This is a genomic window from Occallatibacter sp. FHG110214_02, from assembly GCF_059115385.1.
Map to the genome: position 1 here is coordinate 20,880 of NZ_JBZYWK010000006.1, position 24,429 is coordinate 45,308.

23 protein-coding genes are annotated in these 24,429 nt (G+C 59.2%); 9 read left to right on the forward strand and 14 right to left on the reverse strand.

Annotated elements, in window-relative coordinates; translation table 11 throughout:
- Positions 1-9: 9 nt before the first annotated feature.
- From dapF to AC5S3R_RS07275, 8 genes are all read right to left on the reverse strand, one after another.
- Complete coding sequence (dapF, locus tag AC5S3R_RS07240; RefSeq protein ID WP_494266348.1) at positions 10-846, reverse strand: diaminopimelate epimerase; 837 nt, start codon at positions 844-846, stop codon at positions 10-12.
- Positions 843-1,562 carry an MgtC/SapB family protein gene (locus AC5S3R_RS07245; protein WP_494266349.1) on the reverse strand — a complete coding sequence of 240 codons (720 nt, stop codon included), beginning with the start codon at positions 1,560-1,562 and terminating at the stop codon, positions 843-845. Before AC5S3R_RS07245 ends, dapF begins: the two co-directional genes overlap by 4 nt.
- A 26-nt stretch (positions 1,563-1,588) precedes the next feature.
- Complete coding sequence (locus AC5S3R_RS07250; RefSeq protein ID WP_494266350.1) at positions 1,589-3,220, reverse strand: ArnT family glycosyltransferase; 1,632 nt, start codon at positions 3,218-3,220, stop codon at positions 1,589-1,591.
- Positions 3,213-4,136, reverse strand: a complete 924-nt coding sequence (locus AC5S3R_RS07255) for a PfkB family carbohydrate kinase (protein WP_494266351.1) — start codon at positions 4,134-4,136, stop codon at positions 3,213-3,215. Before AC5S3R_RS07255 ends, AC5S3R_RS07250 begins: the two co-directional genes overlap by 8 nt.
- Before the next feature lie 41 nt (positions 4,137-4,177).
- Complete coding sequence (gene mtnP, locus AC5S3R_RS07260; protein ID WP_494266352.1) at positions 4,178-5,041, reverse strand: S-methyl-5'-thioadenosine phosphorylase; 864 nt, start codon at positions 5,039-5,041, stop codon at positions 4,178-4,180.
- Between the two features lie 139 nt (positions 5,042-5,180).
- Complete coding sequence (locus AC5S3R_RS07265; RefSeq protein ID WP_494266353.1) at positions 5,181-6,278, reverse strand: YeiH family protein; 1,098 nt, start codon at positions 6,276-6,278, stop codon at positions 5,181-5,183.
- Positions 6,279-6,605: 327 nt separating this feature from the next.
- Positions 6,606-7,970, reverse strand: coding sequence for a siroheme synthase CysG (gene cysG, locus AC5S3R_RS07270; RefSeq protein ID WP_494266354.1), 1,365 nt, complete (start codon positions 7,968-7,970; stop codon positions 6,606-6,608).
- A gap of 9 nt (positions 7,971-7,979) precedes the next feature.
- Positions 7,980-9,692, reverse strand: coding sequence for a nitrite/sulfite reductase (locus AC5S3R_RS07275; RefSeq protein WP_494266355.1), 1,713 nt, complete (start codon positions 9,690-9,692; stop codon positions 7,980-7,982).
- A gap of 344 nt (positions 9,693-10,036) precedes the next feature.
- Here AC5S3R_RS07275 and AC5S3R_RS07280 point away from each other — a divergent pair, with 344 nt between their 5' ends.
- The 3 genes from AC5S3R_RS07280 (at position 10,037) to AC5S3R_RS07290 (ending at position 13,689) form a co-directional block, all read left to right on the forward strand.
- On the forward strand, positions 10,037-12,166 hold the full coding sequence (locus AC5S3R_RS07280; RefSeq protein ID WP_494266356.1) for a S9 family peptidase: 2,130 nt from the start codon (positions 10,037-10,039) through the stop codon (positions 12,164-12,166).
- A 97-nt stretch (positions 12,167-12,263) separates the two neighbouring features.
- Positions 12,264-13,553 carry an ABC transporter permease gene (locus AC5S3R_RS07285; RefSeq protein WP_494266357.1) on the forward strand — a complete coding sequence of 430 codons (1,290 nt, stop codon included), beginning with the start codon at positions 12,264-12,266 and terminating at the stop codon, positions 13,551-13,553.
- Complete coding sequence (locus tag AC5S3R_RS07290) at positions 13,546-13,689, forward strand: hypothetical protein (RefSeq protein WP_494266358.1); 144 nt, start codon at positions 13,546-13,548, stop codon at positions 13,687-13,689. Before AC5S3R_RS07285 ends, AC5S3R_RS07290 begins: the two co-directional genes overlap by 8 nt.
- Here the strand turns inward: AC5S3R_RS07290 and rsmD are convergent.
- Positions 13,686-14,243, reverse strand: a complete 558-nt coding sequence (gene rsmD / locus AC5S3R_RS07295; RefSeq protein WP_494266359.1) for a 16S rRNA (guanine(966)-N(2))-methyltransferase RsmD — start codon at positions 14,241-14,243, stop codon at positions 13,686-13,688. The two genes, AC5S3R_RS07290 and rsmD, sit on opposite strands and share 4 nt — an antisense overlap.
- Before the next feature lie 80 nt (positions 14,244-14,323).
- Between rsmD and AC5S3R_RS07300 the strand changes: the two genes are divergently transcribed.
- Both AC5S3R_RS07300 and rsmI read left to right on the forward strand, forming a co-directional pair.
- Complete coding sequence (locus tag AC5S3R_RS07300) at positions 14,324-15,412, forward strand: CBS domain-containing protein (RefSeq protein WP_494266360.1); 1,089 nt, start codon at positions 14,324-14,326, stop codon at positions 15,410-15,412.
- Positions 15,405-16,310, forward strand: coding sequence for a 16S rRNA (cytidine(1402)-2'-O)-methyltransferase (gene rsmI / locus AC5S3R_RS07305; RefSeq protein WP_494266361.1), 906 nt, complete (start codon positions 15,405-15,407; stop codon positions 16,308-16,310). Before AC5S3R_RS07300 ends, rsmI begins: the two co-directional genes overlap by 8 nt.
- A 3-nt stretch (positions 16,311-16,313) precedes the next feature.
- Here rsmI and AC5S3R_RS07310 read toward each other — a convergent pair whose 3' ends face one another.
- Together AC5S3R_RS07310 and AC5S3R_RS07315 are read right to left on the reverse strand one after the other, a co-directional pair.
- Entirely contained in the window at positions 16,314-17,135 is an 822-nt protein-coding gene (locus AC5S3R_RS07310; protein ID WP_494266362.1) for a PilZ domain-containing protein, read from the reverse strand.
- Between the two features lie 60 nt (positions 17,136-17,195).
- Positions 17,196-17,672 carry a hypothetical protein gene (locus AC5S3R_RS07315; protein WP_494266363.1) on the reverse strand — a complete coding sequence of 159 codons (477 nt, stop codon included), beginning with the start codon at positions 17,670-17,672 and terminating at the stop codon, positions 17,196-17,198.
- Positions 17,673-17,812: 140 nt separating this feature from the next.
- Between AC5S3R_RS07315 and AC5S3R_RS07320 the strand changes: the two genes are divergently transcribed.
- From AC5S3R_RS07320 to moeB, 3 genes are read left to right on the forward strand one after another with little or no spacing between them, the layout of a single operon-like run.
- Positions 17,813-18,763, forward strand: coding sequence for a PLP-dependent cysteine synthase family protein (locus AC5S3R_RS07320; protein ID WP_494266364.1), 951 nt, complete (start codon positions 17,813-17,815; stop codon positions 18,761-18,763).
- Positions 18,760-19,197, forward strand: coding sequence for a M67 family metallopeptidase (locus tag AC5S3R_RS07325; protein ID WP_494266365.1), 438 nt, complete (start codon positions 18,760-18,762; stop codon positions 19,195-19,197). Before AC5S3R_RS07320 ends, AC5S3R_RS07325 begins: the two co-directional genes overlap by 4 nt.
- 29 nt (positions 19,198-19,226) lie before the next feature.
- Positions 19,227-20,402 (forward strand): molybdopterin-synthase adenylyltransferase MoeB, encoded by a 1,176-nt coding sequence (gene moeB / locus AC5S3R_RS07330; RefSeq protein ID WP_494266366.1) that lies wholly within the window; start codon positions 19,227-19,229, stop codon positions 20,400-20,402.
- 109 nt (positions 20,403-20,511) lie between these two features.
- Here the strand turns inward: moeB and AC5S3R_RS07335 are convergent, their stop codons facing one another.
- The 3 genes from AC5S3R_RS07335 to AC5S3R_RS07345 form a co-directional block, all read right to left on the reverse strand.
- On the reverse strand, positions 20,512-21,555 hold the full coding sequence (locus tag AC5S3R_RS07335; protein ID WP_494266367.1) for a PIN/TRAM domain-containing protein: 1,044 nt from the start codon (positions 21,553-21,555) through the stop codon (positions 20,512-20,514).
- Positions 21,556-21,799: 244 nt separating this feature from the next.
- Positions 21,800-22,222 (reverse strand): response regulator transcription factor, encoded by a 423-nt coding sequence (locus tag AC5S3R_RS07340; protein ID WP_494266368.1) that lies wholly within the window; start codon positions 22,220-22,222, stop codon positions 21,800-21,802.
- A 481-nt stretch (positions 22,223-22,703) separates the two neighbouring features.
- Entirely contained in the window at positions 22,704-23,597 is an 894-nt protein-coding gene (locus AC5S3R_RS07345) for a PhzF family phenazine biosynthesis protein (RefSeq protein ID WP_494266369.1), read from the reverse strand.
- A gap of 56 nt (positions 23,598-23,653) precedes the next feature.
- Here AC5S3R_RS07345 and AC5S3R_RS07350 point away from each other — a divergent pair, with 56 nt between their 5' ends.
- Positions 23,654-24,139, forward strand: coding sequence for a hypothetical protein (locus AC5S3R_RS07350; RefSeq protein WP_494266370.1), 486 nt, complete (start codon positions 23,654-23,656; stop codon positions 24,137-24,139).
- Positions 24,140-24,429: the final 290 nt, after the last annotated feature.

A 24,429-nucleotide genomic window follows, 5' to 3' on the forward strand; every position in this document is an offset into this window, starting at 1 on the left:
TCCCATGCGTCAGATTTCCCAAGCCTCGCCGCGGGCAATCAAGGTTGCCGGGCCTGTCAACTGCAACGCCGCATCCTGCGCGGCCCACACAACCGTTTGCGGTCCGCCCGGAGCAACGACACACAGCGGCGAATCCGCCAATCCTTGCGCGATGACTGCCGTTGCCGTTGCCGATGTGCCTGTGCCCGAGGAAGTGGTTGGACCAACGCCGCGCTCAAAGATGCGAATCTCAATCTCATTGCGACTGATGACGCGCGCAAACTCTACATTCGTCTGATACGGAAAATCCGGATGGCCGCATATTTGCTGACCGATGCTTTGCCACTTCTGGCCATCCACATTGAACTCGGGATTATCTACAGCGATGACGAAGTGCGGATTGCCCGTGGAAACTTCAAAGCCCGGCACCTGTACACCGCCGGGAATCGTGACAATGCGCGGCTGAAACTTCGGCACTCCCATGCCGGTTGTTACTTCCACGACATAGCCCTTGCTTGTATCCACCGCGTTCACATGGCAGATGCGCAACCCCGCATCGGTTTCAATCTCCAGCGTATCGCCAGCCTTTGCGCCGACAGCCTCGGCCATCCACGCTGCCACGCAGCGCGTGCCGTTGCCGCTGATTTCAGCAATTGAACCATCCGCATTATGCAGGCGAATGCGGCCTGATTTGTTACCGGATTTGCTTTCAATCCACGCAAAAAACTCAATGCCATCCGCGCCAACGCCGGTGTTGCGTTCGCAAAGCCTGCGCGTCAACTCTGCCCAGTCGTGTCCTGCTGCTGCCTCTTCCGTCACAATCAAAAAATCATTGCCGAGGGCATGTGCCTTCGTATAGGGAATCAATCGTCCTCCGGGTCGCGGAATGTATGTAGCGCGCTGATGGCGGGCTCTTCCGCAAGCTGCTGCTGCAGCCTTGTGTGTTTCCTTGTCGTTGTCCACAGCGTAAAGCTCACGCGCTGCATCGTGCCAATCGCATCCTGTTGAATGTCCGCCAGTCGCTCACCGGCCTTGTCCATTGCATCCAGAATGCATTCGAGCATCTGCGTTTGATCGAGGCCGCGTGCCTCATAAATCAGTGAATAACTCTTAAGGCTGGCGCGCCGTTCCAAAAAGCCCACGACTTCAAGCGCAACAATCACAAGGGTAGCGCCAGCCACCGCTGCCACATACTCGCCTGAACCACACGCCATGCCAATCGAAGCTACAGCAAAGATGGCAGCAGCGCTGGTGAGGCCGCTCACACGGCTGCGATTGTGCAGAATTACGCCCGCGCCAAGAAAGCCAATGCCCTGCACAATATTGGAAGCGACTTGCCCCTTGTTTGTGCCCATATCACCGGCCAGTACCGGAGAGAGAAGCGTAAAAAACGCCGAGCCCATGGCAATCAGCAGATTTGTGCGTACGCCGGAGGCTTTGCCGTGCAGCTCGCGTTCGAGACCTACAGCGCCGCCTAGCAGACACGCCACCAGTAGCCGCTGAATCGCGCCATTGGCTACGTCTAATTGCTGCAGCCAGCCAAAGCTGAATGGCGATGCGAGTTGTGCGAGATTGGAGACCATGCGGGCTGCTTCCTTGCCCGATGCTATCACTGTGCGGGCGCGCTTGTTGAGCGCGTCGCGGGCTGGGTATCGGAGACGTAAAGTGTGGCGGCAGGCTGTCCCGAAGCGGTAAATCTGCGCACCACCGTCAGTCCCTGCGGATGCGCGTGTACCGCATGGTCTATCTCATCGCCGTCAAATGCAAGAACCACAGCGGCATGGCTTGCGGGAGATTCGAGCGCGGAGTGATAGAACTCCTTGTCGCTTTCGTTGATGGTCTGACGAAGAGGAATGCCAGTGAAGGCAACAATCTGCGGATAAACAGAGGTCTCCATCAGTACGATTCCACCTGGCCGTGATGCCAACTGCTCGCGCAGTGCCGCTGGAATTTCCTGTTCGTAAGAACGACGCGCTTCGATGTTTTTCGTTCCTTCGATATACACCGGAGGGCCTTCGTACAGCATCCATGCGGCATTCAGCAACAGCAGCACAAAGAATGCGGCGGCTATGTAGCGGGCGGATTGCGGCTTGAACTCCCGCGCTGCGCCGAGTGCAAAGCTTGCGGCAAAGCCTACTCCGAGTGCGAGTGCGGGCAGCATCTCGATGCCATAGCGCGTGTTGTACCAGGAGTGCGGCCACCAGACCGGAAGAAAAATCGGCACGGAACCGTAGGCAACGGAATACGCATAAAACAGAAGCGGAAGCCACAGCAGCAACGCCCACCGAAAGGCCTTGCGGCGGGCCGTGAGCCATGCCCATGCAGCTCCAAGCGCGCTCACCATTAGCAGCACATTGCCCCACGCAAGGGCTGCGGCATCCATCTCCGCGCACCGGACATAGAACAGCAACGAAACCCAGAGATTATGCCAGCCGGGATGCGGTGGGCCCGCGCCGGGTGTTGCCGTGCGAAGCTCGATTGCCTTGGCCGAGTATGGTCCACGCGAGAAGTCGAGCCAGTCGCCGAAAACCACCGCGTTGTAGACGAGCCAGATTACCGGAGCGGCCACGACAATTACGCTTGCGAGCCAGAACGTGCGGTTGTTGAGCAGGCCGCGGCGAAGCAGCGCTATGCCGATGGCGCACCACGCGAGAAAAGCCATAATCCAGCCGTCATAACGCGTGTAGACCGCGGCGGCCAGTATCAGCGCGATGCACCAGAGCAGACGATTGCCGGTGTGTGTGTCTTGCTCATCGAGCGTGGCACGCCACTCGACCAGCCAGACGGCGGCCCACACCATCTCGCAGACAAACAGCGGCTCGGTCATGGCTGTTGTCTGCAGATAAAGCAGGTTGGGATTGAGCGCAAAGAATGCCAGTGCAATAGCGGATGCGGTTGGAGTGAGCCAGCGGCGTACCAGCCTGTAGATGCCGAAGCACGATGCCAGCCACGCCAGAGCGGAGGGGATGAGAGCGGCTGCGCCGTTGGCCCACCATGCGTAGACGGCGATGAAGGGAATGAGCAAAAGATGTGGCAGCGGCAGCCACACAGAACCAAGCTGACTGATTCCGGGGCGGTGCGAGTCAAAGACACGCCGCGCAATGTGCATGTGCGCCACGGCATCACCGTAATTCAGCATGGCGCCGTGATGCCAGCTCCATGCAATCGCAATCAACGACAAAGCCGCGCAGAAAGCCAGAACAATCCAGCCTTCCACGCGGCTTGGGCGTGACTCAGTCAAGGTGCGTCAGCTCACGGAACTGCGTAAAGCGCTCATCGACTTCCTTGCGCGTAAGCTGTGCAATACGCTCGGTGCCAAAGCGCTCCACGGCAAAGGAACCCATCACGCTGCCGTAAAAAATGGCGCTGCGCAGTACGGCTGGCGTTAGCTCCGGCTGCGATGCGAGATAGCCAAAGAAGCCGCCTGCAAAGCTGTCGCCGGCGCCGGTGGGATCAACAACTTCTTCGAGCGGCAGAGCGGGAGCGCGGAACGTTTTCGCATTGAGGCCGTTGAGAATAGGGCCGAAGAACGCGGTCGCACCGTACTCGCCATGCTTGGTGACAAGCATGCGCGGGCCGTAAGACATGACTTCACGCGCAGCCTGCACAAGATTGTTGTTGCCTGCGAGCATCTTGGTCTCGGTGTCGTTGATGAGCAGGATGTCGAGGCCCTTCAGCACTTCGAGTAGCGCGGGCTTGTGATCCTTGATCCAGTAGTTCATGGTGTCGCCAGCGACGAGCTTGACGTTCGGCATAGCATCACGCACGCGCTTCTGCAGCACAGGGTCAATGTTGGCAAGGAAGAGATATTCCGAGTCGCTATATTCGGCGGGAATCTTTGGCTGGAATGAGCCGAAAACGTTCAGCTCGGTAGTGTGCGTCTTGGCTTCGTTCAGGTTGTCGAGATACGAGCCTTCCCAGAAGAAGCTCTTGCCGGCAGAATGCTCAATACCACGCGTATCGATGCCGCGCGCCTTGAAGACCGCTTCCTGCTCAGGGCCGAAGTCTTCGCCCACAACAGCGATAACGCGCACATCGGTGAAGAAGCTTGCTGCTAGCGAGAAATGCGTGGCTGCGCCGCCGAGGCAGCGCTCCTTGCGTCCCGCAGGAGTTTCAATCGTGTCAAACGCAACGCTGCCGACTACTGTAATCGCCACTCGTCTGCTCTCCTTGGATTATGTGTAGAGGTTTTCTGCAATTAACCGAGATATTTACCAAACAACAGCTTGAGCTTTTCCTTAGCTGCGGACGGAATCGCTTCAGGCTTGGTGAGCACCGCAAACTGCGCCGCCGTTGCACAGGCGCACTTGCGCTCCGTGGGCATGGCGGCCACAGCGGCTTTCACCACTTTGCCTGCGTTCTCCGCGTTTTTGTGCAGTACGGCCACAATCTCTTCAATCGTGACGGCGTCATGGCCTTCGCGCCATGCGTCATAATCGGTCACCATGGCAACGGTTGCGTAGCAAATCTCCGCTTCACGCGCCAGCTTGGCTTCCTGCAGATTGGTCATGCCGATAACGTCCGCGCCCCAACTGCGGTAGAGGTTCGATTCCGCCTTGGTGGAGAACTGCGGGCCTTCCATGCAGACGTATGTGCCGCCGAACTTGCCTACAACCCCTGCGGTTGTGCAGGCTGCCGCTGCGGTCTTTGCAACCGTAGCGCAGATGGGGTCGCCAAAAGCTACGTGGCCTACAATGCCTTCACCGAAGAACGTGGAGGTGCGATGGAAGGTACGGTCAATGAACTGGTCAGGCACCACAAAGTCGGTAGGCTTGTGCTCTTCCTTGAGCGAGCCAACGGCGGAGACGGAAAGAATGCGCTCAACGCCAAGCTTTTTGAATGCGTAAATGTTGGCGCGGAAGTTCAGCTCCGAAGGCAGAATGCTGTGGCTACGGCCATGACGCGCCAGGAAAGCAACCTTGCGACCTTCCAGTTCACCGAGAACGAAGGCATCCGACGGATCGCCAAAGGGCGTTTCTACACGAACTTCCTGAATGTTGGTAAATCCGGGCATGGAATACAGCCCGCTGCCGCCAATAATGCCAATCTCTGCCTGCGCCAACCTTGTCTCTCTTCCTGTGCGCGGGTTTTGGGCCCTTCACACATGGTTCAGTATAAAGGCCACGGCGGGCTCAAAATAAAGCTGCCCGGACAGGCAGAAGGCTTGTCCGGGCAGCTTGGCTCTCACAAATTGGCGGTTTTTACAGATGCAGCAGCCGGTCCGCGCCAAAGACCAGACCCAGCGTAATCAGCGCGATGAAGATTTCTCCGATTGCGCCAACCGCGAAAGGCCGCCAGCCCTGCTTGCCCAGCTCGCGGAAACTGGTACGCAGGCCTACTCCGGCAAAGGTCAGCAGGAAGGCCCAGCGCGAGAGATTTGCAAGGCTCGTCAACTGTCCCTTGGTGAAGAAGCTCAGCGTAGCCAGCAGCGAAATCAGCAGGAAGCCCAGTACGAACTTGGGAAATTTTTGCCAGAGAAAAGCAGCCTTGTTGCCAACTGCCTGAGCCTGCCCGCGAGAGGCCCAGTAGAGCGCATAGCCGAGCACAACAAAACCGATGAGCGCATTGCGAGTGGTCTTGGCAAGCACGGCTACCTTGCCTGCGGCGTCCGAGTAGAGCGCGCCTGCAGCGGTTGCCTCCGCTGTGTTATCTACCGCAAGGCCAGCCCACAGACCGTAGGCCTTATCACTGAGATGCAGCGCGTGGCCAATGGCGGGGAAGGCAAAAAGCGAGATAGCGCCGAGGGCCAGGATTGCGGCGATGGCGTACGAGGCGTCTTCATCATCCGCATCAATTGCAGGCTTGGCCGCAATAATTGCCGAGACGCCGCAGATGGATGAACCGATGGCCAGCAGCGAAGTCAGCTTCGGCTTGAGCTGGAATTTGCGCCCCAGAAAGTGCATGAACGTAAACGAGAGCGCAATGGCCACTGCAACCAACGCCAGTGAGATTCCGCCGAGACGCAGAATATCGCCAAGCATAAAGCGCGAGCCCAGCAGAACGATGCCGGCCTTGAGCCAGAACTCATAGGTCGCGACACCGGGCTGAAAAATCTTCGGCACACCGATGGTGTTGGCGATAACAAGGCCAATCACAATCGCCCACAGCACGTATTCAATGTTGGGAAACGGAATGTGATGCGCCTTCGTGTAGCCGTTAATGGAGGCCTCGATAATCTTGCCTCCATAGCCAACGGCAGTGAGCAGAAGCAGGCCGGGAATCAGCGCGAGAATGCGCTGTAGAGGATTCGCAGTCCGGTCAAATCCAGATGCGGAAGCGGGATTGGCAGCGAATGCCATGGTGTTTCTCCTTGCGTGGCGAACTTTCTCTAACGGCGCGGGGATTTCTTTAAGGCATTTTCCGGAATACTGTGAACTTTCCGAAGTCAGTTAACGTGGATTTTCTTTAAAGAAAATCCACTCAGCAGTTGCGGCTTCCTTCTACACCAATCCGGAAAATGCTATCGAGCGTGCCGCTTACCACGGAATCGCAGGAATCAGGTTGAAGCGAACGAGCAGGGCCAGCACGAGCGCAAGCGCAACGGCGTACACGTCTAGCGGAATACCGCCCCTTTTTGCAGGGACTTCAGGCATGGTTTTCTCCAGTTGTGTTGTGTCAGTTAAAGGTCAGGCTTCGATGGAAGCGTTCGCATCCGCCAGGTACTTTGCGGCGGTTTCGCGTACAGCCCACCCGGCAAGCAGAAGGCTGGGTGCAGGCAGGGGAGCTTCATCGCCGAGCCCGGCAAGCGTGGTACATCGCACCTGCTGGTTGGGCTGCGCGGCGTGCGAGACAAGCACGCAGGGAAGATCGGCGGGGAGCCCTTCGGCACGCCACTCTTCTGCAAGCAGTTTCAAGTCGCGGCCCGGCATGTAGACAACGCGGGTTGCGTCTTCCTGCGCAGGCAGCGGCGCGTCGTTGTGCGACTGCGCGTGGTGGCCTGTCGAAAAGATTACGCTCGATGCGCTGTGACGATCCGTAAGTGAGAACGGCACGGCAGCGGCAGCGGCAAACGCGGAAGTGATTCCGGGAACGACTTCGAAGTCAACATCCGCTTTGCGCAACGCAGCCATCTCCTCCGCAGCACGACCGAAGATGAGCGGATCACCAGACTTCAAGCGGACCGTTGTTCTGCCTGCACGCGCATGCTGAATCATCAGCGCATGAATCTCTTCCTGCGTGATGCTCTTTGTACCGCAGCGCTTGCCCACGTTCACAATTTCAGCGCGTGTGGCGAGATTCAGAATCGCCTGCGGAACAAGGTCGTCATGCAGAACCATGTCTGCAGACTGAAGAACGCGCAATGCACGCAGCGTCAGCAGTTCCGGGTCTCCGGGACCTGCGCCTACGAGATAGACCTTGCCTGCACTGTTTGCTACAGGCTTCAGCGGAGCTTTCGCAAGCAAACGCGAAGGGCAACTCTCCGACTCGCAGAGCTGGCGTTGCGCTAGCTGATGCAGCAGCGCCTTGCGTTCCTCACCAGCCGGATGCGTACCCAATACTTCGCGACGCAACTCGCCAAGTTGCGTAAGCCACGGACCTAAATCCTGCGGCAGTTGCGCATCCATTTCACGGCGCAGACGCTGCGCTACAGCGGGGCTTTCTCCGCTGGTTGAAATTGCAATTTGCAGCGCGCCACGATTGACTACGGAGCCGAAGAAAAAATCGCAGTGCGGAATATCATCCACGCTGTTGCATAGAACACCGCGCTCCACCGCTGCCTGGTACACCGCCGCATTCACCTCCGGCGTACTGGTTGCGGCGATGGCCACAAACACTTCGTCAAGATCAGCAGGAACGAACTCACGCGCAATCCATTCCAGCTTGCCTTCGGCAGCCAGCGTGCGAATCTCTTCCCGCGCTTCAGGAGCCACAACACGCAAGCGCACGCCAGTCTTAAGCAGGCTGCCGATTTTATCCAACGCGACAGCGCCCGCGCCGACCAGCAGGCCAGCGCGTCTTTCGAGTTGGAGAAAAATCGGCAGTAAGCTCATCGTGTTCCTTTATTCGCCTGCGCTGTGCGGCACGCGGCCCGTAGGCTTGTCGCGCTCTACGGCCGCAACCACTTCACCCGCAAGATGCGCACGCAGCTCATCGTTGGAGTGGCGCGCAAACCATGCGCGAAGATTTTCCTCACCATTGCGGCTGCCAAGATACTGCCTCAACAGGCGCTCAATTGCTTCCGGCGCATCGGTGGCAAGGCAGCGATAACCAACGGGGCGCGCAAAACCAGCATGCTCACCCACGGCACCGCCAAGGCAGAAGTAGTAAGCATCGGTCAGCTTGCCTTCATGCTTAATCTTCTTGCCTTCCATGCCGATATCCGCAATCCAGTGCTGGCCGCAACTGTTCGGGCATCCGGTTACATGCAGGCGAAGCTGCTGGTCGAACTGCGGCAGGCGCTCTTCCATCTCATCCACGAGCCAGCGAGCGAAGCCCTTAGTCTCCGTGATGGCAAGCTTGCAGAACTCCGTGCCGGTGCAGGCCACCGCGCCACGCCAGAAGACGGAACCATCTACATGCAAGCCAAGCTTACCCAGCGCCTGCGCAAGCTCCACAGTCTTTTCCGTAGGAATATCGAGAAAGAGCAGGTTCTGCGAAACAGTTGCGCGGAGGCGTCCTTTGCCAAAGCGCTCGGCAAGGTCCGCAGCAGCTTCAAGCTGTTCGCCGGTAAGACGGCCACGCAGAACGGAAGCGCCAACATAGCTCAGCCCTGCTTCCTTCTGCGGATGAATGCCTGCATGGTCACGAAAAACATCGCTTGGCACTTCTTCTTCGCCTGCACGCTCCAGCGTAAAGCTCACGCGCTTCTGCAGCTCCTCGCGGAAGCTCTCAGCGGTCCAGCCTTCCCTCATGAAGAGGTACTTCAAACGCGCACGGTCGCGGCTTTCGCGCAATCCAAGCTGGTCGCGGAAGATTTCCGCAACAGCCTTCACCACCGCCACTACCTGCTCGGGCTTCAGCCACACGTCAAGCTTTTCCGAGAGATGCGGCTCATTCGACAGGCCGCCGCCTACGCGCAGGTGGTAGCCAACCTCACCGTTCTTCTTTGCGCCCGTAAGGGCCACGTCGTTAATTTCGGGATAGGTGCACCATGACGGGCAGCCCGTTGCCGAAATCTTGAACTTGCGCGGCAGGTTATAAAACTCAGGATTCGCCGTGAGCAGGTGCGCAATCTCTTCCGCAAGCGGAGAGGCGTCAATCAGCTCATCATGCGCCACGCCAGCCAGTGGGCAGCCTGTTACGTTGCGCACCACGTCGCCGCATGCACCCTTGGGAGAAAGACCAACCTTGGTCAGCTCATCCACAACTTCCGGCAGAGACTCAATGGTGAGCCAGTGAAACTGAATGTTCTGCCGCGTGGTAATGTCGGCCAGATTGTTCGCGTACTTGCGCGCAATGCCGCCGATGGTGCGCAACTGCTGCGACGAAAGAATGCCGTTGGGAATGCCGACGCGCATCATCAGGTAGTCGGTCGCCAGCCCCTGTCCGCCCTTGCCGCCGGTAGCACCCGCGCCGTCGCCCTGCGTGTAAACGCCCCACCACTTGAAGTAGAACTCGGCCCACTCGGGCACCACGCTGGAGCGCCCCTCGCGGGCAAACTGGCGGACCTCGTCAAAGGCTTCCCACGGATTCTTGGTGCGCTTCAGGCGTTCCGCACGCTGGGCTTTGGTCTCTTTTTCGGGGATGACGTTTTGGGGCACTGCCTGGGTCATGATTCCTCAACTACCTGTCTTTGAATTGAATTCCGCGGCTAAAAATGCAAAACCCGCGTCAGCTGAAAGCTAAACCGCGGGTGAAAGAAACCTGTTTTATGCAATCACTGTTGGATTCCACAGGCCGTCCACGCCGCGTGACGCAGCGTACAACACCGACAACAAGGAAATCTGTGCATATCAACGATGATAGGTAGCGTATGGGGGAATTGCAAGCCGCAGCGCCTGCGCGAGCGGATGAAACCGCAGGAATTGCTTACTTGACGGGAATTGCGCAGGCCCCTTGATTCGGAATCCGCCAAATTCCGTTAACTCCTTTGCCAACGGAACGATATATTGCGTCTATGCCCTTTCAGCATGTTCATTCCTTGCTTGCCGCATCTGCACTCTGCGCCTGCCTTGTGCCGCTTGCGTCCGCGCAGCAGCCAATCAGTCTCGACGAGTTTTTCAACACCATGGAAATCAGCGCCGTACGCATGGCTCCCAATGGCTCCGCAGCGGTAATTGGCACGGAAGCTCCCGACTGGAAGAACAACATCTTTCGCAGCGATTTGTGGCTGTGGACCAGGGCAGACGGCCTGAAAATGCTCACTCATTCCGGCAGCGAAGAAAGCCCGCAGTGGAGTCCGGATGGAAAATGGATTGCCTTCCTCAGCGACCGCGCTCTTCCCGGCGAATCTGCTGGCGCGGATGGTGCTCCGTCGAGTGCCGATGACAAGGCCAGCCGCATCTGGATCATCTCTCCCACCGGAGGCGAAGCCCTCCCGCTCTTCACGGAAAAGCTTGATGTGCATGCCTTTGCGTGGTCGGCGGATGGCTCGGCTATCTACTATTCCGTGACACAGCCGCAGACCAAGGACGAAGAGGACGCACAGAAGGAGCAGTGGAAGGACGTCATTCGCTGGCGGGAACAGCATCGCGGAGACCTGCTTCTCAAGCAGCCTGTCAGCTTTGCGATACTTTCCCCGCTCCTCACGCCTCCTCCCCATCCTGCGCCTCAGCAGGACAGCAAAAAAGACTCCGCCGCACTTCCCCAACTAGCCCGGACGATTGCGAAAAACACCCTGTCCATCGCTGAAATCGCGCCTTCGCCTGATGATTCCTCCGTTGCCTTCACCACCACCCCAGTTCATCACCGTGTAGAAAACCCGCAGAACTACGAGGTATTCCTCGCTGCCGCTAACGGCAGTTCCACCCGGCAAATCACGCACAACAACGGCTTCGAGTCCCGGCTGCGCTGGTCTGCCGACGGCAAGTGGCTGCACTTTCAGGTAGACGCGGGCGCTGGCACAGCCGAAGGGCCATACCGCGACATCCAGGGCCGCCTCTACCGCCTTGAGATTGCAACGGAAAAGCTGGAACGGCGCGGCGCGGATTTTAGCGGCTCTTTCAGCGGATACACGCTGCTGCCCAACGGCGCGGAGATTGCACTTGGCCTGAAGGGCACGGAACAACAAATCTACAAAATTGACGGAGCGCATGCGACCAAGCTCCCCGGCCTTCCCGGCAGCTACGGCGACCTGCAATCGGTGCATGGCTCCAATGCCCTGCTGCTTACGCACTCCAGCTTCAACGTGCCCACGCAGGCGTATCTTGCCGACGACCCGCTGCATCCGGACAAGCTGACCGCGCTTACCTCTTTCAATCCGGTCTTTGCCCAGCGTGCGCAGCCTGCCTTCGAGCCCTACACATGGAAGGCTCCCGATGGCCGCACCGTCGAAGGCGTGCTTATCTTTCCCCCAGGCAAAAAGGGCGCGAAGCACCTGCGCATGCTCACCTTCATCCACGGAGGCCCGGAAGACGCCGACGGCAACCGCTTTGAGGCCGACTGGTACGACTGGGCCGCGCTGGCTGCCTCTCGCGGATGGCTCGTCTTCCGCCCCAATTATCGTGGCTCCACGGGTTACGGCGACGACTTCATGCTCGAAATCGCTCCGCACCTTGTCTCCAAGCCCGGCCTCGACATCCTCTCCGGCGTCGACGCTCTCGTAAAAGACGGTTATGCCGACCCCGACCACCTCGCCATTGGCGGATACAGCTATGGCGGATACATGACCAACTGGCTCATCACGCAGACCACGCGCTTCCGCGCTGCCGTAACCGGCGCAGGAGCCGTAGAGCACGCCGCCAACTGGGGCAATGACGACCTGACCTTCGACGATGCGTGGTTTCTTGGTGGCCGCCCCTGGGAAAACCCCGAAGTTTACCAGCAGGAAGCCGCACTTTTCCGCTTCAACAAGGTCAAAACGCCCACGCATCTCGTGCAGGGCGGCGCGGACGTCCGTGTGAACTTTCTTGAAGGCGTAACCATGGAGCGGGCGCTTGAATCGCTCAGCATTCCGCATACGTTCCTGGTCTTTCCCGGCGAAGGGCATCCTCTCGCCAAGAACCCCTGGCATGGCTACATCAAGGTGCGCGAAGAGCTGAACTGGCTCGAAAAATACGACCAGTCTACCTACGACCCGGCGAAATAAGCCCTTTCAAATAGAATAGGAAGCGAGGGTTCTACCAGGCGTTACGGCTGATTTTTTGAGAGCCGCAGCGCCGGGCCGCGCATCCCATAGATAGATCATGCCGCCAGTTACCACTATCGACGAGACAGTCCGCCAGCAGCGCCGCTTTCAACAAACGCTGCTCAGCGCCCGCCACACCATGGTCTGGACGGAAATCCTCAAGATTGCCCTCGACAGCTTCCGCGCCAGCAAGCTGCGTTTTGCGCTGACTGCTCTTGGCATGGTCATCGGCACCGCATCGGTGATTCTTGTCAGTACTATCGGCCTCACCGGCAAGGAATTTATCCTCAACGAAATCCAGAAAATCGGCACCAACCAGATCGCGCTGGAATACGCAGGCGGCGGCTCCGCCGGGGCGGAAAGCAACATCTACAACGACTACCTGACGCGCGACGACGAGAAGGCCATCGACGCACAGCTCCCCGGCATTCTGTACTCCTCGCCGATCCTGATGACGCACGACCGCATCAGCTTTGGCGGTGGCGTGGTCAAGGATACGCTCGTCCTTGGCGTCAGCCCCGACTATCAACACGTCCGCAATCTGCTCGTCACCTATGGCCGCTTTCTCGACCAGACCGACGACACCGAGCACATCAAATGCGCCGTTGTTACAGAGACATTTGCCAGGCTTCGCTACGGTTCCATTGACGCCGCCGTGGGCCACGAGTTCTCTATCAGCGGCATTCCCTTCACCATCGTCGGTGTCTTCAAGCAGTCGGTTACAGACTTCGGCCAGTCCGAGCTTGCCGACGAGACCATCCTGATTCCGTACTCGGTTGCGCGTTATTTCACCGGCACGGACAACGTGAAGCTGATTTACTTCTCCATGCGCTCCATGGCGGAAGTTGCCGACGCCACCGCGGAAATCAAGCGCATCATCAAAACGCGGCACCGCGCCAACTCTGTTTACACCACCACGGACCTGCGCGAAGTGCTTTCGATGGCCGACACCATCTCGAATATCCTCACGGCTGTGCTGGTGCTGGTCGCCACAGTTACACTCGCCGTTGGAGGCGTAGGCATCATGAACATCATGCTCGCCACCGTACGCTCGCGCATTCGAGAAATCGGCATCCGCAAAGCCCTCGGAGCCACACGCCGCGAAATCCGATTGCAGTTCCTTGCGGAAGCCACCATCATCTCGCTTACCGGAGGCGTCGTCGGCTCATTCGTTGGGCTCTCGCTGCCGCTCTCCGTTCGCCTCTTCACCGACTTCAGCCTGCCCATCTCTCCCTTGTCGATAGTCATTGCACTGGCAGCAGCTACATTTGTCGGCATCATCTTCGGAACCATGCCCGCCACGCGCGCCGCACAGCTCGACCCAGTTGAGTCGCTGAAATATGAGTAATCCCGGCCAGCCCGAGAACGACAACGAGAACAAAGGCCCGAACCTCGTCCTCATCTACACACTCATGGCGATAGGATTTTTAATCGCTGTGGCCTTCGCAGCCGCCATCGTATGGCCCTTTTACCAGCGGCGTTAGCTTTTTGCGAAAAAGCTCAGCCCCGCATCACCCTGCTCCAGCAGGCGTGTCCTCTTCAGCGCGCCGTAGCTGTCTTCCAGCCGGTCTTTACGGCGATGCTCGGCAATCACCACGGCACCCTCAGCCAGCCAGCCGGAATCCTCACGGCCCAGCAGTCGCAGCACCGTCTCATACTCCGCAGCCAAATCATAGGGCGGGTCCAGAAACACGACATCAAACCCCTCCGCCGGAGCCGTTCCGCGCAAAAATGCCGACGCCGCTACGGAATGTACACGCACCCCGCTTGCAATTCCCAGGCGTGACAGGTTCCCCCGCAGCGTCTTCAGCGCAGGCGCAGCCTTCTCCACAAACTCCACCTGCGCGGCCCCACGGCTCACGGCCTCAATCCCCACCGCGCCGGAGCCCGCATACAAATCCAGAAACCGTGCCCCATCTATTCGCAGAGCCAGAACATTGAACAGCGTTTCCCGCAAACGGTCGCTCGTTGGCCGCGTAGCCATCCCGTCCGGAGCATCCAGGGTTCGCGAGCGATACTCGCCTGCAATTACTCGCATAGAAAAACAGAATATAGACATAGGGCCTGACACACTACAATGGCCCTATGCGTGGCTGGTCAATCCCACTGGGCCGATGGATGGGCGTAGAACTTCGCGTCCACACCTTCTTTCTGCTGCTCGCCGTGGTCTGCGCCGGCCTTGGCGCATCCGAAGGCAACACGCTCGCCGTGCAGCGCGGCCTGGCATTGTTCCTTATCCTCGTCTCCGCTATTGTTGTGCGTGAAACCGCGCGCCTGCTGGTTGCCGCATGGATGGGCCTGCGCCTGCGCGCCATTCTGCTGCTGCCCATTGGCGGGCTCTTCGCCTACGCCACGCCGGAAAGCCAGGAGCTAGCCACCATCGGAACCGGCTCGTTCTTTCTCGCCGCTGCGGGCCCGCTTGCCAACGGCTTCACCGCGCTCTTTCTCGCCGCAGTCTTCCTTGGCGTTGCGCCCAATATCGACCTGCCCGGCCTGCCCCTGATTGCCACCGGGCATCTGCTGCGCAGCCTGGTCTGGATGCACGCCGGACTCGCCGCCCTGCATCTTCTACCCGCCTATCCGCTCGATTGCGGACGCCTGTTGCGTGGCAACTTTGCACAGAAGCATGGTGCAGCTCCGTCAGGCCGCGCCGCCGCGGGTCTCGGCCAGTTGCTCGCCCTTGCCGCCATGGTTGGTGGAATGCTGCTGCATAGCCCGTGGCTCATCATCGCCGGCTTCTTCATCATGATTGGCGCGCAGATTGAAGACCAGGGCGTCTTCTTCCAGTCTGTTGTGGACACGGTGCAGATGCGCGAAGTCATGCTCACCGACTTCGCCACGCTCTCGCCTTCCGACACACTGGCCGATGCGCTCTCGCGCTGCGTCCACTCGCTGCAGGAAGACTTCCCCGTCGTGCGCGGCCCTCAGCTTGTCGGCATCGTCTCGCGGCAGCGCATCATGGAGGCTCTGCGCAGCGATGGCAACGGCTACGTACAGTCCGTCATGTCCCGCGCCTTCCAGGTTGCACGGCCTGAAGACACACTCGGCACTACGATTCGCCGCATTACGGCAGGCCGCGGACTCGCGCTGATTCCGGTTACGGAAAGTGGCCGCGTCGTCGGCATTGTCAGCGTGCAGAACCTCATGAGCTCCATGTCTCTGCTTGCCGAGCAGCGCCGCTACGAGCGCAGTGAGAGCGATGACTAGCGACAGCCTGAACGAAAACGAAGCCCCGCTAAAACCCGGCCTCTATCTTGTAGCCACGCCCATCGGCAATCTCGGCGACATCACCCTCCGCGCCCTCGACGTGCTCAAGCGCGCCGACCGTATCGCCGCCGAAGACACTCGGCAGACCCAAAAGCTGCTCAACCACTTCCAAATCGAAACGCCAACCGAAAGCTGCCACGAATTCAACGAGGCCCTGCGGGCGGCGGCGTTCGTAGAGGCCATCCGAGAGGGAAAACGCATCGCCGTCGTAACCGATGCAGGCATGCCCGGCATCAGCGACCCCGGTAGCCGCCTCGCCGCTGCCGCCATCGCCGCAGGCTTGCCCGTCATTCCCATTCCCGGAGCCAACGCCGCGCTCAGCGCGCTTGTCGCCTCCGGCCTGCCCACCAGCGAGTTCCAATTCCTCGGCTTTCTTCCGGAAAAAGCAGGCGCACGCCGCACACGCCTCGAAGCCCTGGCCAAAGAACTGGCAGGCACAGGCCGTACCGCAATCTTTTACGAAGCTCCGCATCGCATTCTGGAAACACTCGCCGATATCGAAGCCGTCTTCCCGACGCAGCAGCGCGTCGTCGTCGCCCGCGAACTAACCAAGCTGCACGAAGAGTTCCTGCGCGGCACGGCAGCGGAAATCCGCACCGAGTTGGCCTCCCGCGATCGCGTTCGTGGCGAAATTACCCTGCTGATTGAAGCGCCCGCCGAGCAATCCGCAGCGCCGGTAACGCAATCCATCCGCCAGCAAATCGCCGCCCTGCAAGCAACCGAAGGCCTCGACGAAAAAGAAGCCCTCAAGCGCCTCGCACGCACGCTGGGACAATCCAAAAGCGAGCTCTACCGCGAGCTGCAGCGCGAACGCGCAGGCAGTCGCACCCGCGGCTAGCCTCTAGCTGGCAATCCCCTGCTCCAACTCTTCAATCACTTCGCGAAGCTGTTCCCGCTTGCGGTCCGTCACTTCCACAAAGCGAATTCCAACGGTGTGCTTGTCATGCAGCGCCTGCGTCACACCCGGAAGCAGCAGCGGCGTGCCTCTCAGCAGAAACTCCACCTCTACGCGCCGAAAAGCGCCCACCGGAATCACCTCTTCCGACCGGATGCGGCAGCCGCCCATGCTCAAGTCGATAATCTTGCCCACCGCCTGGCTGTGCAGCGAAAGAAAGCGAACCTTCGCTGTGCCATCCACCGTGTGCCGCACATGCTGACGCCGGTCCCGGTTCAGAATCGCCGCCCTGCGCAAGCCGCCCGGCTTTTTGTCAGTCTCTGTCGTATTCGCGGCCTTCAGCGTTGCCGCTACACGCTGCGCGGCCTCTTTCTGGCGCGCATCCAGCTCCTCGCGCAAGCCGCCAAGCAGGTCCGCCAGCTCCTGCCTGCGAGCCGCGCTCATCTTCTGAAACTGAATCCCAAGCACCTGGTTGTGCGCCGACCACTGCAGCACCCCGGCAAACCGGAAGTTCGTTCCCGCCAGCCGAAAGGTCACCTCCACCGGCGCGCCCACCGGAACAGGAATCTCCTCATCGCGGCGCAAACGGCAGCCCTCCAGGCCAAGGTCCGTCATGCCGCAGCGCAGGCTCGCGCCCGCTCCCTGCAGAAAAAGAAATGCCTCGCCCTCAACGGGAAAGCGGAAAAACTTCCGCTGCTCCCGCCGAAGCTTCAAGTTCGTTGCCGGATACTCGTCGTCCACCGTCTGTCCCTCTTCTCCAAGGAACATCGGCAGCTTTCAGCAAAACCAGAGGTGTCTATTTTGAAAACGAAGCCCAGAAAAAGACGCTCAGTGACCCGCCGTCAGTTCCCAAGGGCGAACACCCGCCGGAGCCTCAACCTCGCGACCACGCAGGCGGTCGTACTGATACAGGTCGCTTGTCGTACCCAGGCCTTCGTTATAAAGCCCCATCGTCCCCGTCACCAGGTTCAGCTCCTCGGTAAACGTATGAATCGCATGCAGTTGCGCAGCGGTCGCGGGCAGCTCAAATTTTGTGGTCTTGATAAATTTCTGGTAGCCGCGGTCGAGCAGACGTGCAATCTCGCCCTTTACCAGTTTGCCCGGCACCAACACGCCCGGCGTCACCACCAGGCTGGCCGCGCTGCCCTCTCCCTTGCCGGCGCCGCTGGGCGCAAGCACCGCGGAAACGCCGTTCTTCGTCACCTGCACGGCCTTGTCAACGCCGGTATACGGCGCAACTTCAAACGATTGCGAACGAAGCGAATCAATAAGCTGATCGAAGGTGGGATTTTTTTTACGGGCCATGGGTCGCTTTCCAGTCTGCGAGGATATGAAAGGAGCACGCGCGGAGGTGCCCGGCGTAGAATCCTTGGCACAGCAGCGAAGTTTTTGCCTCTCCACCGCGCCTGAATTCATCATACCTTCCGCGCCCTGAAAATTTCCCCATGACCGTCACGAATCCGCAAGCACAACTCGGCGCAAGCCTCCTCGACCGCATCGGCAACACGCCGCTCATTCGCTTGGAACACATCGCGCAAGGGCTCAACGGCGTCACCCTGCTGGCCAAAGCAGAGTGGACCAACCCCGGCGGCAGCGTAAAAGACCGCGCCGCAGCCAGCATGGTCCGCGATGCCATGGAACGTAGCCTACTGAAGCCCGGCTCATCAGGCAAAACGCTCCTCGATGCCACCAGCGGAAACACCGGCATTGCCTACGCCATGCTCGGCGCGGTACTCGACTTCCCTGTCCGCCTCGTCATGCCGTCCAACGTCTCACCCGAGCGCAAACGCATCGTCCGCGCTTACGGAGCCACCGTCGAGTGGACTGCTCCCGACGAAGGCTCGGACGGAGCCATTCGCCGCGCCCGCCAGATGGCGGCCGACGAGCCCGAAAAATATTTCTACTGCGACCAGTACTCCAACAACGCCAACTGGAAGGCGCACTACAACACCACCGCGCCGGAAATATGGCGGCAGACCGAAGGCCAAATCACGCACTTCCTCGCAGGCCTCGGCACCTCGGGCACCTTCATCGGAACCACGCGGCGCTTGAAGGAATTTCATCCCGGCCTCATAGCTATCAGCTTCCAGCCGGACTCGCCGTTTCACGGTCTCGAAGGCATGAAGCATATGCCGTCCGCCATTGTGCCCGCCATCTACGACCCGCAAGTCGCTGACCGCAACATCGAGATTGAAACCGAAGCCGCCTACGCCATGGCGAAACGGCTGGCCCGCGAAGAAGGCGTCCTCGTTGGCATCTCTGCAGCCGCAGCCGTGGAAGCCTCCTTGCGCATAGCAAAGGAAGAAGCCGCCGCAGGCCGCCGCGCCGTGATTGTCACCATCCTGCCCGACTCCGCCGACAAGTACCTCAGCGAGCGCTTCTGGGAGGAAGAATGAGCACCATCGTTTTCCCGAAAGCCGTTTACGAAGCCATCCGCGCACACGGCGAAGAAACTTATCCCTATGAATGCTGCGGCGCATTGCTCGGCAATTCCATAGACGGAAGCTGGCAGATCGTCGAGTCCATCAAGGCAGGCAACACCCGTACCGACTCCGCGCACAACCGCTACAACATTGCGCCCATCGAACTCGTAAAAATCGAGCGCGAAGCCCGCAGCAAGAAGCTCGAAATCGCAGGCTTCTACCACTCGCACCCCGACCACCCCGCGCAGTGGTCGCAAACCGACTTTGCCGAAGCCCACTGGCTGGGCTGCGCCTACGTCATTACGGAAGTAGCCCAGGGCAAAGCCGCCGTCACCAACTCCTTCCTCCTTACTGGAACCACGGAAGAGGACAAACGATTGGAACTCCAGTCCATTCAGGTGGCCTGAGCGAAGCGATAATCGAGAAAGGACAAGTTATGGCAACCGCAACCGAACCCGCCACACTCCCGCAGCTCACCACAGACGACATGGCCCGCTACTCGCGCCACATCCTTCTGCCGGAGGTCGGCATAGAAGGCCAGCAGAAGCTCAAAGCCGCGAAGGTGCTGTGCGTCGGCACCGGCGGCCTCGGTTCGCCCATGGCTCTCTATCTCGCTGCCGCGGGCATTGGCACACTCGGCCTCGTCGATTTCGATGTAGTCGATTCCAGCAACCTGCAGCGCCAGATCATCCACTCAACCAACGACATTGGCCGCAAGAAACTCGACTCTGCTGAAGAGAAGCTGAAGGCGCTCAACCCCGCGCTCAACGTCGTGAAGCACGAGACGATGCTCTCCAGCGCCAACGCTCTTGAGATTCTGAAAGACTACGACATCGTTGCCGACGGCACGGACAACTTCCCCACGCGCTATCTCGTCAATGACGCCTGCGTGCTGACGGGCAAGCCCAACGTCTACGGGTCGATTTTCCGATTCGAGGGCCAGGCCAGTGTCTTTGCTACGGAAGAAGGCCCCTGCTACCGCTGCCTCTATCCCGAGCCGCCACCGCCGGGCCTTGTGCCAAGCTGCGCAGAGGGCGGAGTGCTCGGTATTCTCCCCGGCCTCGTCGGAGTCATTCAGGCCACGGAAGTCCTCAAGCTCATTCTCGGCAAGGGCGACTCGCTCATCGGGCGTCTCTTGCTCGTGGACTCGCTCAACATGCGCTTCCGCGAACTCAAGCTGCGCAAAAACCCCGAGTGCCCCGTCTGCGGCCCCAACCCAACGGTCACCCAACTCATCGACTACGAACAGTTCTGCGGCATAACGCCCGCAGCGCAGGAGACAAATTTGAAGAACGGCATTCCGCAAATCACCGTACAGGAATTGAAGCGCCGCATCGACGCAGGCGAAGACGTGCAACTCATTGATGTGCGTGAGCCATGGGAAGCGCAGATTGCACAGATAGGCGGCAAGCTCATCCCCAAAGGCGACGTGCCCAACCGACTCGCGGAGATAGATAAAAACCGCGAAGTCGTAGTGCACTGCAAATCCGGCGGACGCAGCCAGCAGATTTCAGAACTGCTGAAGCAGGCAGGCTATGAGAAGGTAGTCAACGTCGCCGGCGGCATCACCGCATGGAGCGACCAGATCGACCCCAGCGTCCCAAAATACTAATCAGAAAAACAAATCCCCTTGCCCCATCCTTGCGCCTTTTTTCTGGCGCAAGGGTGGGAAACCATAGATATCCGTTCTCCCATCACCGAGCTAAAAGCTAATAGCTGCCTCACCGCACAATCTCCACCGGCCCTGCCTGCACAGCCCGTGCTACATCGCCATTCCGGCCAAGCTCATCCACCTTGCCGAAAATCATCTTGCCGCTAGCCGTCTGCAGCACGCTGGTCACGGAGATATCCACGCTGCGCCCAATCATCTTCCGCGCATTGTCCACAACCACCATCGTGCCGTCATCCAGATAGCCGACGCCCTGGTTGTACTCCTTGCCTTCCTTCAAAATCACAATCGTCATGCGCTCACCGGGCAGCACCACCGGCTTCAACGCGTTGGCAAGGTCATTGATGTTGAGCACTTCCACATGATGCAGATGCGCAACCTTGTTCAGGTTGAAGTCGTTGGTAACAACCTTCGCATCCAGCTTCTTCGCCAGTTCCAGCAGCTTCAAATCCACTTCGCGAATGGATGGAAAATCATCGGAGACAATCTGAACCTGAATCGCGGTATTCGATTGCATGCGCTGCAACATATCAAGGCCGCGCCTGCCGCGCTGCCGCTTGGAGCCATCGGTTGAATCCGCAACCACCTGCAACTCCCGCAGCACAAACTCAGGGATAATCAGCGCGCCATCCATGAAGCCCGCTTCGGCAATGTCTGCAATGCGGCCATCAATGATGACGCTGGTGTCGAGAACCTTCGCCTCGCGCCGCGCAGGCTTCTCACCGGAAAAGATTGCGCCCAGCGCCGCCGGGTTCAGCAGGTCTCCCTTGCTCGCGCCCACCAGCAATCCCACATACGTCATCAGCAGCAGCACAAAAATCTGCAGCACTGCCGAAGTGGATTCACTGAGCGGAGCCGAGCGCAAAACGAGGCAGAAGAGCGCCGCCCCAAGAATGCCCAGCAGCGACCCGGCAACCGCGCCAATCAGCCGTCGCAGCGTAAGCGCGCGCACGCGCAGCTCAAAGACAATCACCAAAGCCGCAGCCACGGCGCCAGCCACAGCGCTCAAGGGAGAAGACAGCCCGAAGGGCCGAAGAACATAGCAAACAACGCTAAGGAGGGCAACAAAAAGAACACGCAGAAGAACAATATCCATGACGACCACCGCTGGCGGAGCGCATAAATAGAACCTTCCGCCAAACATGGTAAGCGAGTATGCCGAGCGGCACGGAGAATCGTCAAGGAATAAATACCAGGGGACAGGGTACGGGGTGCAGGTACAGAAACATTGCGAAGCACCCATGCCAGCAAACACTTGTTCCCTGCTTTTCAGATCATGATGCAAATGGGCGGCAGGAACGCCATCAAAGCAACACTCCCCTGTACCCGATACCCTGTTCTTACGACGCGACGGCCAGGTGATGCTGCGGATGCAGCCGCGTGGAGCCCTTGCGCGGGCCGCGCTTGCGTGCGCTCATAATCTTGATCTTCTCCAGCAGTTCCGTCGCCGAGCAGTTCTTCTTCGCCATCAGCGCATCGGCATTATGCATCTGGTCGGCAACGCGCGCCGGATCGCACATCAGGATCATCGGCACGTGGCTGGCAATCCCCTTCAGTCTCCCCACTAACTGGCTGCCATCCATCTGTGGCATTCCGTGGTCAGCCAGCACCAGGTCCACAGAAGTCTCAGCAAAAATTCCGATCGCGTCTTCCCCGTTCGTGGCGGTAACCACGCGGTATCCATTGGTCGTAAGCATGAAGGCGAGTACGGAAAGCTCCTGTTCGTTGTCGTCAACTGCGAGAATAATCTTCTTGGGCCTCATAGCGGGGGGAACACTCCTTCTAAAAATCGAATCAAAATCAAGGCAAAAGGCTTCCCGGGCCGCGCTGGTTAGCGCAGCTTAGAGACAGCCGAATTGTTGGGAGCAATAGCCGGCGTGGCCGGAACTCTTCAGGGTTCCGGGAAACGTGAATGGCTTATCGGCAGAAGAACGCGCTATCGATCAACAGCGCCCAATGCAGACAGAATCACGCAATCGAAACTTGAAGAGGTCAGCCTTCACGCGCGTCCTGATTGCGGTTGAAGCCTGCGTCAAAATCCGGTCTCCTGCATTCCACGAATGCGATTTCTGTACCGGCTCAATTTCCTCAATGCTTGCCAAGAGTACGGCGGGCGGAATATCCATGCAAGGGCGAAAATCTGTCGAAGCAGGCGGTGGAAAACTCCGGGCAATTGAGTGAAACTCGCTACATGCAACAACCAAAGCTACTTAGAACGATGAAAACCTGTTGAAAGTTTGTGCATCATGGCAGGAAAAGCCTTCCGGTTGCTACAAGAACAGTGCTGCCCCCTACACGCACTTCTGTGACCTTTGCCGTGTCAAGTTTTGCGCTCAAAAAAAGATCGCTGGGGCGTCCCATTTCAACACCTTGGCATACATGAATCCTGTTTCCGGAAGGAGCAATCCCGCGCCGGACGAGATAGCTGATTGCGCATCCCGCAGCCGAACCCGTCGCCGGATCTTCGCCGCCGTTAAACTGCATCCGTGCTCGGAAAGCGTCTCCCTCCGGAGCCATCACATAAAACCACCGCGCTCCAAGCGAGCGTAGCCAGGCCGTAGCCTCCTGCTGGCGCACATTGAGCCTCCCCAACGCCTCCACACTGCGCAACACAACGATGGCAAACGCCGTCCCCGTAGAGACCACCTGCGGCGGCGCACCCGGCTCCAAATCCTCCAAGCTCAGCCCGCAAAGCTCCGCCACACGCGCCGCATCCAGCTCCACGCCAAACTCCGGATCGCGCTGCGTCATCTCGCCTGCCAGCGGCTTTGCAGCGTCCGCAAAACGCACCGGAATCGGCCCCACATTTTCAGCAAGCGTCACCGTATCGCCCTGCACCGTCTCCGGCGCGATAAGCTTCAAAACGCTCGCCGTACCCAGCGTCGGATGCCCCGCAAACGGCAGCTCCTCCTGCGTGGTGAAGATGCGCACGCGCACGCCTTCTGCCTGCTCGGTGGCCGTATCCCGCCGCTCCACAAACGTCGTCTCGGAAAGGTTGAACTCCTTCGCAATCGCCTGCATCTGTGCCGTTGTCAGGTTCGCCGTGTTGTTCACCACGGCCAGCGGATTCCCCGCCAGCGCGGTTTCCGTAAACACGTCCACCAGGAAATAATTCAGTTCGTGCTTTTTGTTCTCCATATGGACTATTATGAAACCGGGCACCTTGATTGTTAACGAAACAGGAAAGGTCTGCTATGAACATCACCATCCATGAACGCGACAAGTGGCGCACGCTGGAATACGAAATCTCCACCCCGTCCGGAAGCCTGCTGGCCAAGTCGCTTCCCTCTTTCTTCCAGCACAAGCTTGAAATCTCTTCCCAAGGCGCTGTAGTCGCGCACCTGGAAGAGGAGTCCACAATCCTGCACAGCCGGTTCCGCTTCGTTTTTCAGGACGGCCGCACGTACTCCTTCGAGCACCAAAAAACCTGGTCGCCCATCTACAAATGCACCGGCAACGGCGAGAGCTATACGTTCCAGCAGCACAGCCAAAGCAAACTCTCGATATTCAAAGATGACCTTCCAGTTGCCACCATTGCGCGCCCGTTTTCCTTCCTCAAAGGCCTCGAATACACCCTCACGCTGGAAGAAAACACGGACCCTCTTCTCGCGGTCTGCATGGTCCTCGCAGCACGCGCCCTGGAACGTGCAGCGGAGCTGTCTGCCGTGCTCACCAGCTAACCCGGAACCAGCCCCCGCAGCAACATGGGGTTGACAGTTCCCCGCCCAGCCTCTACCCTACGAATACTCGCAGTGAAAAGCGCGGGGAAGGATTGGGAATGAAGAACTGCAAAGCAAACGCGTGTTGTCTGTGCTGCTGTGAGAGCAGCGCCACGCGGGCGTCTTTGCTGAGCTAACCAATCCACCAACGGATTAAGCAGCAAACAAGACCCACCCGCACAATGCGAGGTGGGATTTTTAGTTTAGGGACGAGGGACTAGAAAAACAGGAGACAATCCGGCAAAGCTTCC

Bases quoted from the DNA above. Each gene is read 5' to 3' on its own strand.
- AC5S3R_RS07245 (WP_494266349.1), bottom strand. From the start codon at position 1,562: ATGGTCTCCAATCTCGCACAACTCGCATCGCCATTCAGCTTTGGCTGG.
- AC5S3R_RS07265 (WP_494266353.1), bottom strand. From the start codon at position 6,278: ATGGCATTCGCTGCCAATCCCGCTTCCGCATCTGGATTTGACCGGACT.
- cysG (WP_494266354.1), bottom strand. From the start codon at position 7,970: ATGAGCTTACTGCCGATTTTTCTCCAACTCGAAAGACGCGCTGGCCTG.
- AC5S3R_RS07275 (WP_494266355.1), bottom strand. From the start codon at position 9,692: ATGACCCAGGCAGTGCCCCAAAACGTCATCCCCGAAAAAGAGACCAAA.
- AC5S3R_RS07280 (WP_494266356.1), top strand. From the start codon at position 10,037: ATGCCCTTTCAGCATGTTCATTCCTTGCTTGCCGCATCTGCACTCTGC.
- AC5S3R_RS07285 (WP_494266357.1), top strand. From the start codon at position 12,264: ATGCCGCCAGTTACCACTATCGACGAGACAGTCCGCCAGCAGCGCCGC.
- AC5S3R_RS07290 (WP_494266358.1), top strand. From the start codon at position 13,546: ATGAGTAATCCCGGCCAGCCCGAGAACGACAACGAGAACAAAGGCCCG.
- rsmD (WP_494266359.1), bottom strand. From the start codon at position 14,243: ATGCGAGTAATTGCAGGCGAGTATCGCTCGCGAACCCTGGATGCTCCG.
- AC5S3R_RS07300 (WP_494266360.1), top strand. From the start codon at position 14,324: ATGGGCGTAGAACTTCGCGTCCACACCTTCTTTCTGCTGCTCGCCGTG.
- rsmI (WP_494266361.1), top strand. From the start codon at position 15,405: ATGACTAGCGACAGCCTGAACGAAAACGAAGCCCCGCTAAAACCCGGC.
- AC5S3R_RS07310 (WP_494266362.1), bottom strand. From the start codon at position 17,135: ATGTTCCTTGGAGAAGAGGGACAGACGGTGGACGACGAGTATCCGGCA.
- AC5S3R_RS07315 (WP_494266363.1), bottom strand. From the start codon at position 17,672: ATGGCCCGTAAAAAAAATCCCACCTTCGATCAGCTTATTGATTCGCTT.
- AC5S3R_RS07320 (WP_494266364.1), top strand. From the start codon at position 17,813: ATGACCGTCACGAATCCGCAAGCACAACTCGGCGCAAGCCTCCTCGAC.
- AC5S3R_RS07325 (WP_494266365.1), top strand. From the start codon at position 18,760: ATGAGCACCATCGTTTTCCCGAAAGCCGTTTACGAAGCCATCCGCGCA.
- moeB (WP_494266366.1), top strand. From the start codon at position 19,227: ATGGCAACCGCAACCGAACCCGCCACACTCCCGCAGCTCACCACAGAC.
- AC5S3R_RS07335 (WP_494266367.1), bottom strand. From the start codon at position 21,555: ATGGATATTGTTCTTCTGCGTGTTCTTTTTGTTGCCCTCCTTAGCGTT.
- AC5S3R_RS07340 (WP_494266368.1), bottom strand. From the start codon at position 22,222: ATGAGGCCCAAGAAGATTATTCTCGCAGTTGACGACAACGAACAGGAG.
- AC5S3R_RS07345 (WP_494266369.1), bottom strand. From the start codon at position 23,597: ATGGAGAACAAAAAGCACGAACTGAATTATTTCCTGGTGGACGTGTTT.
- AC5S3R_RS07350 (WP_494266370.1), top strand. From the start codon at position 23,654: ATGAACATCACCATCCATGAACGCGACAAGTGGCGCACGCTGGAATAC.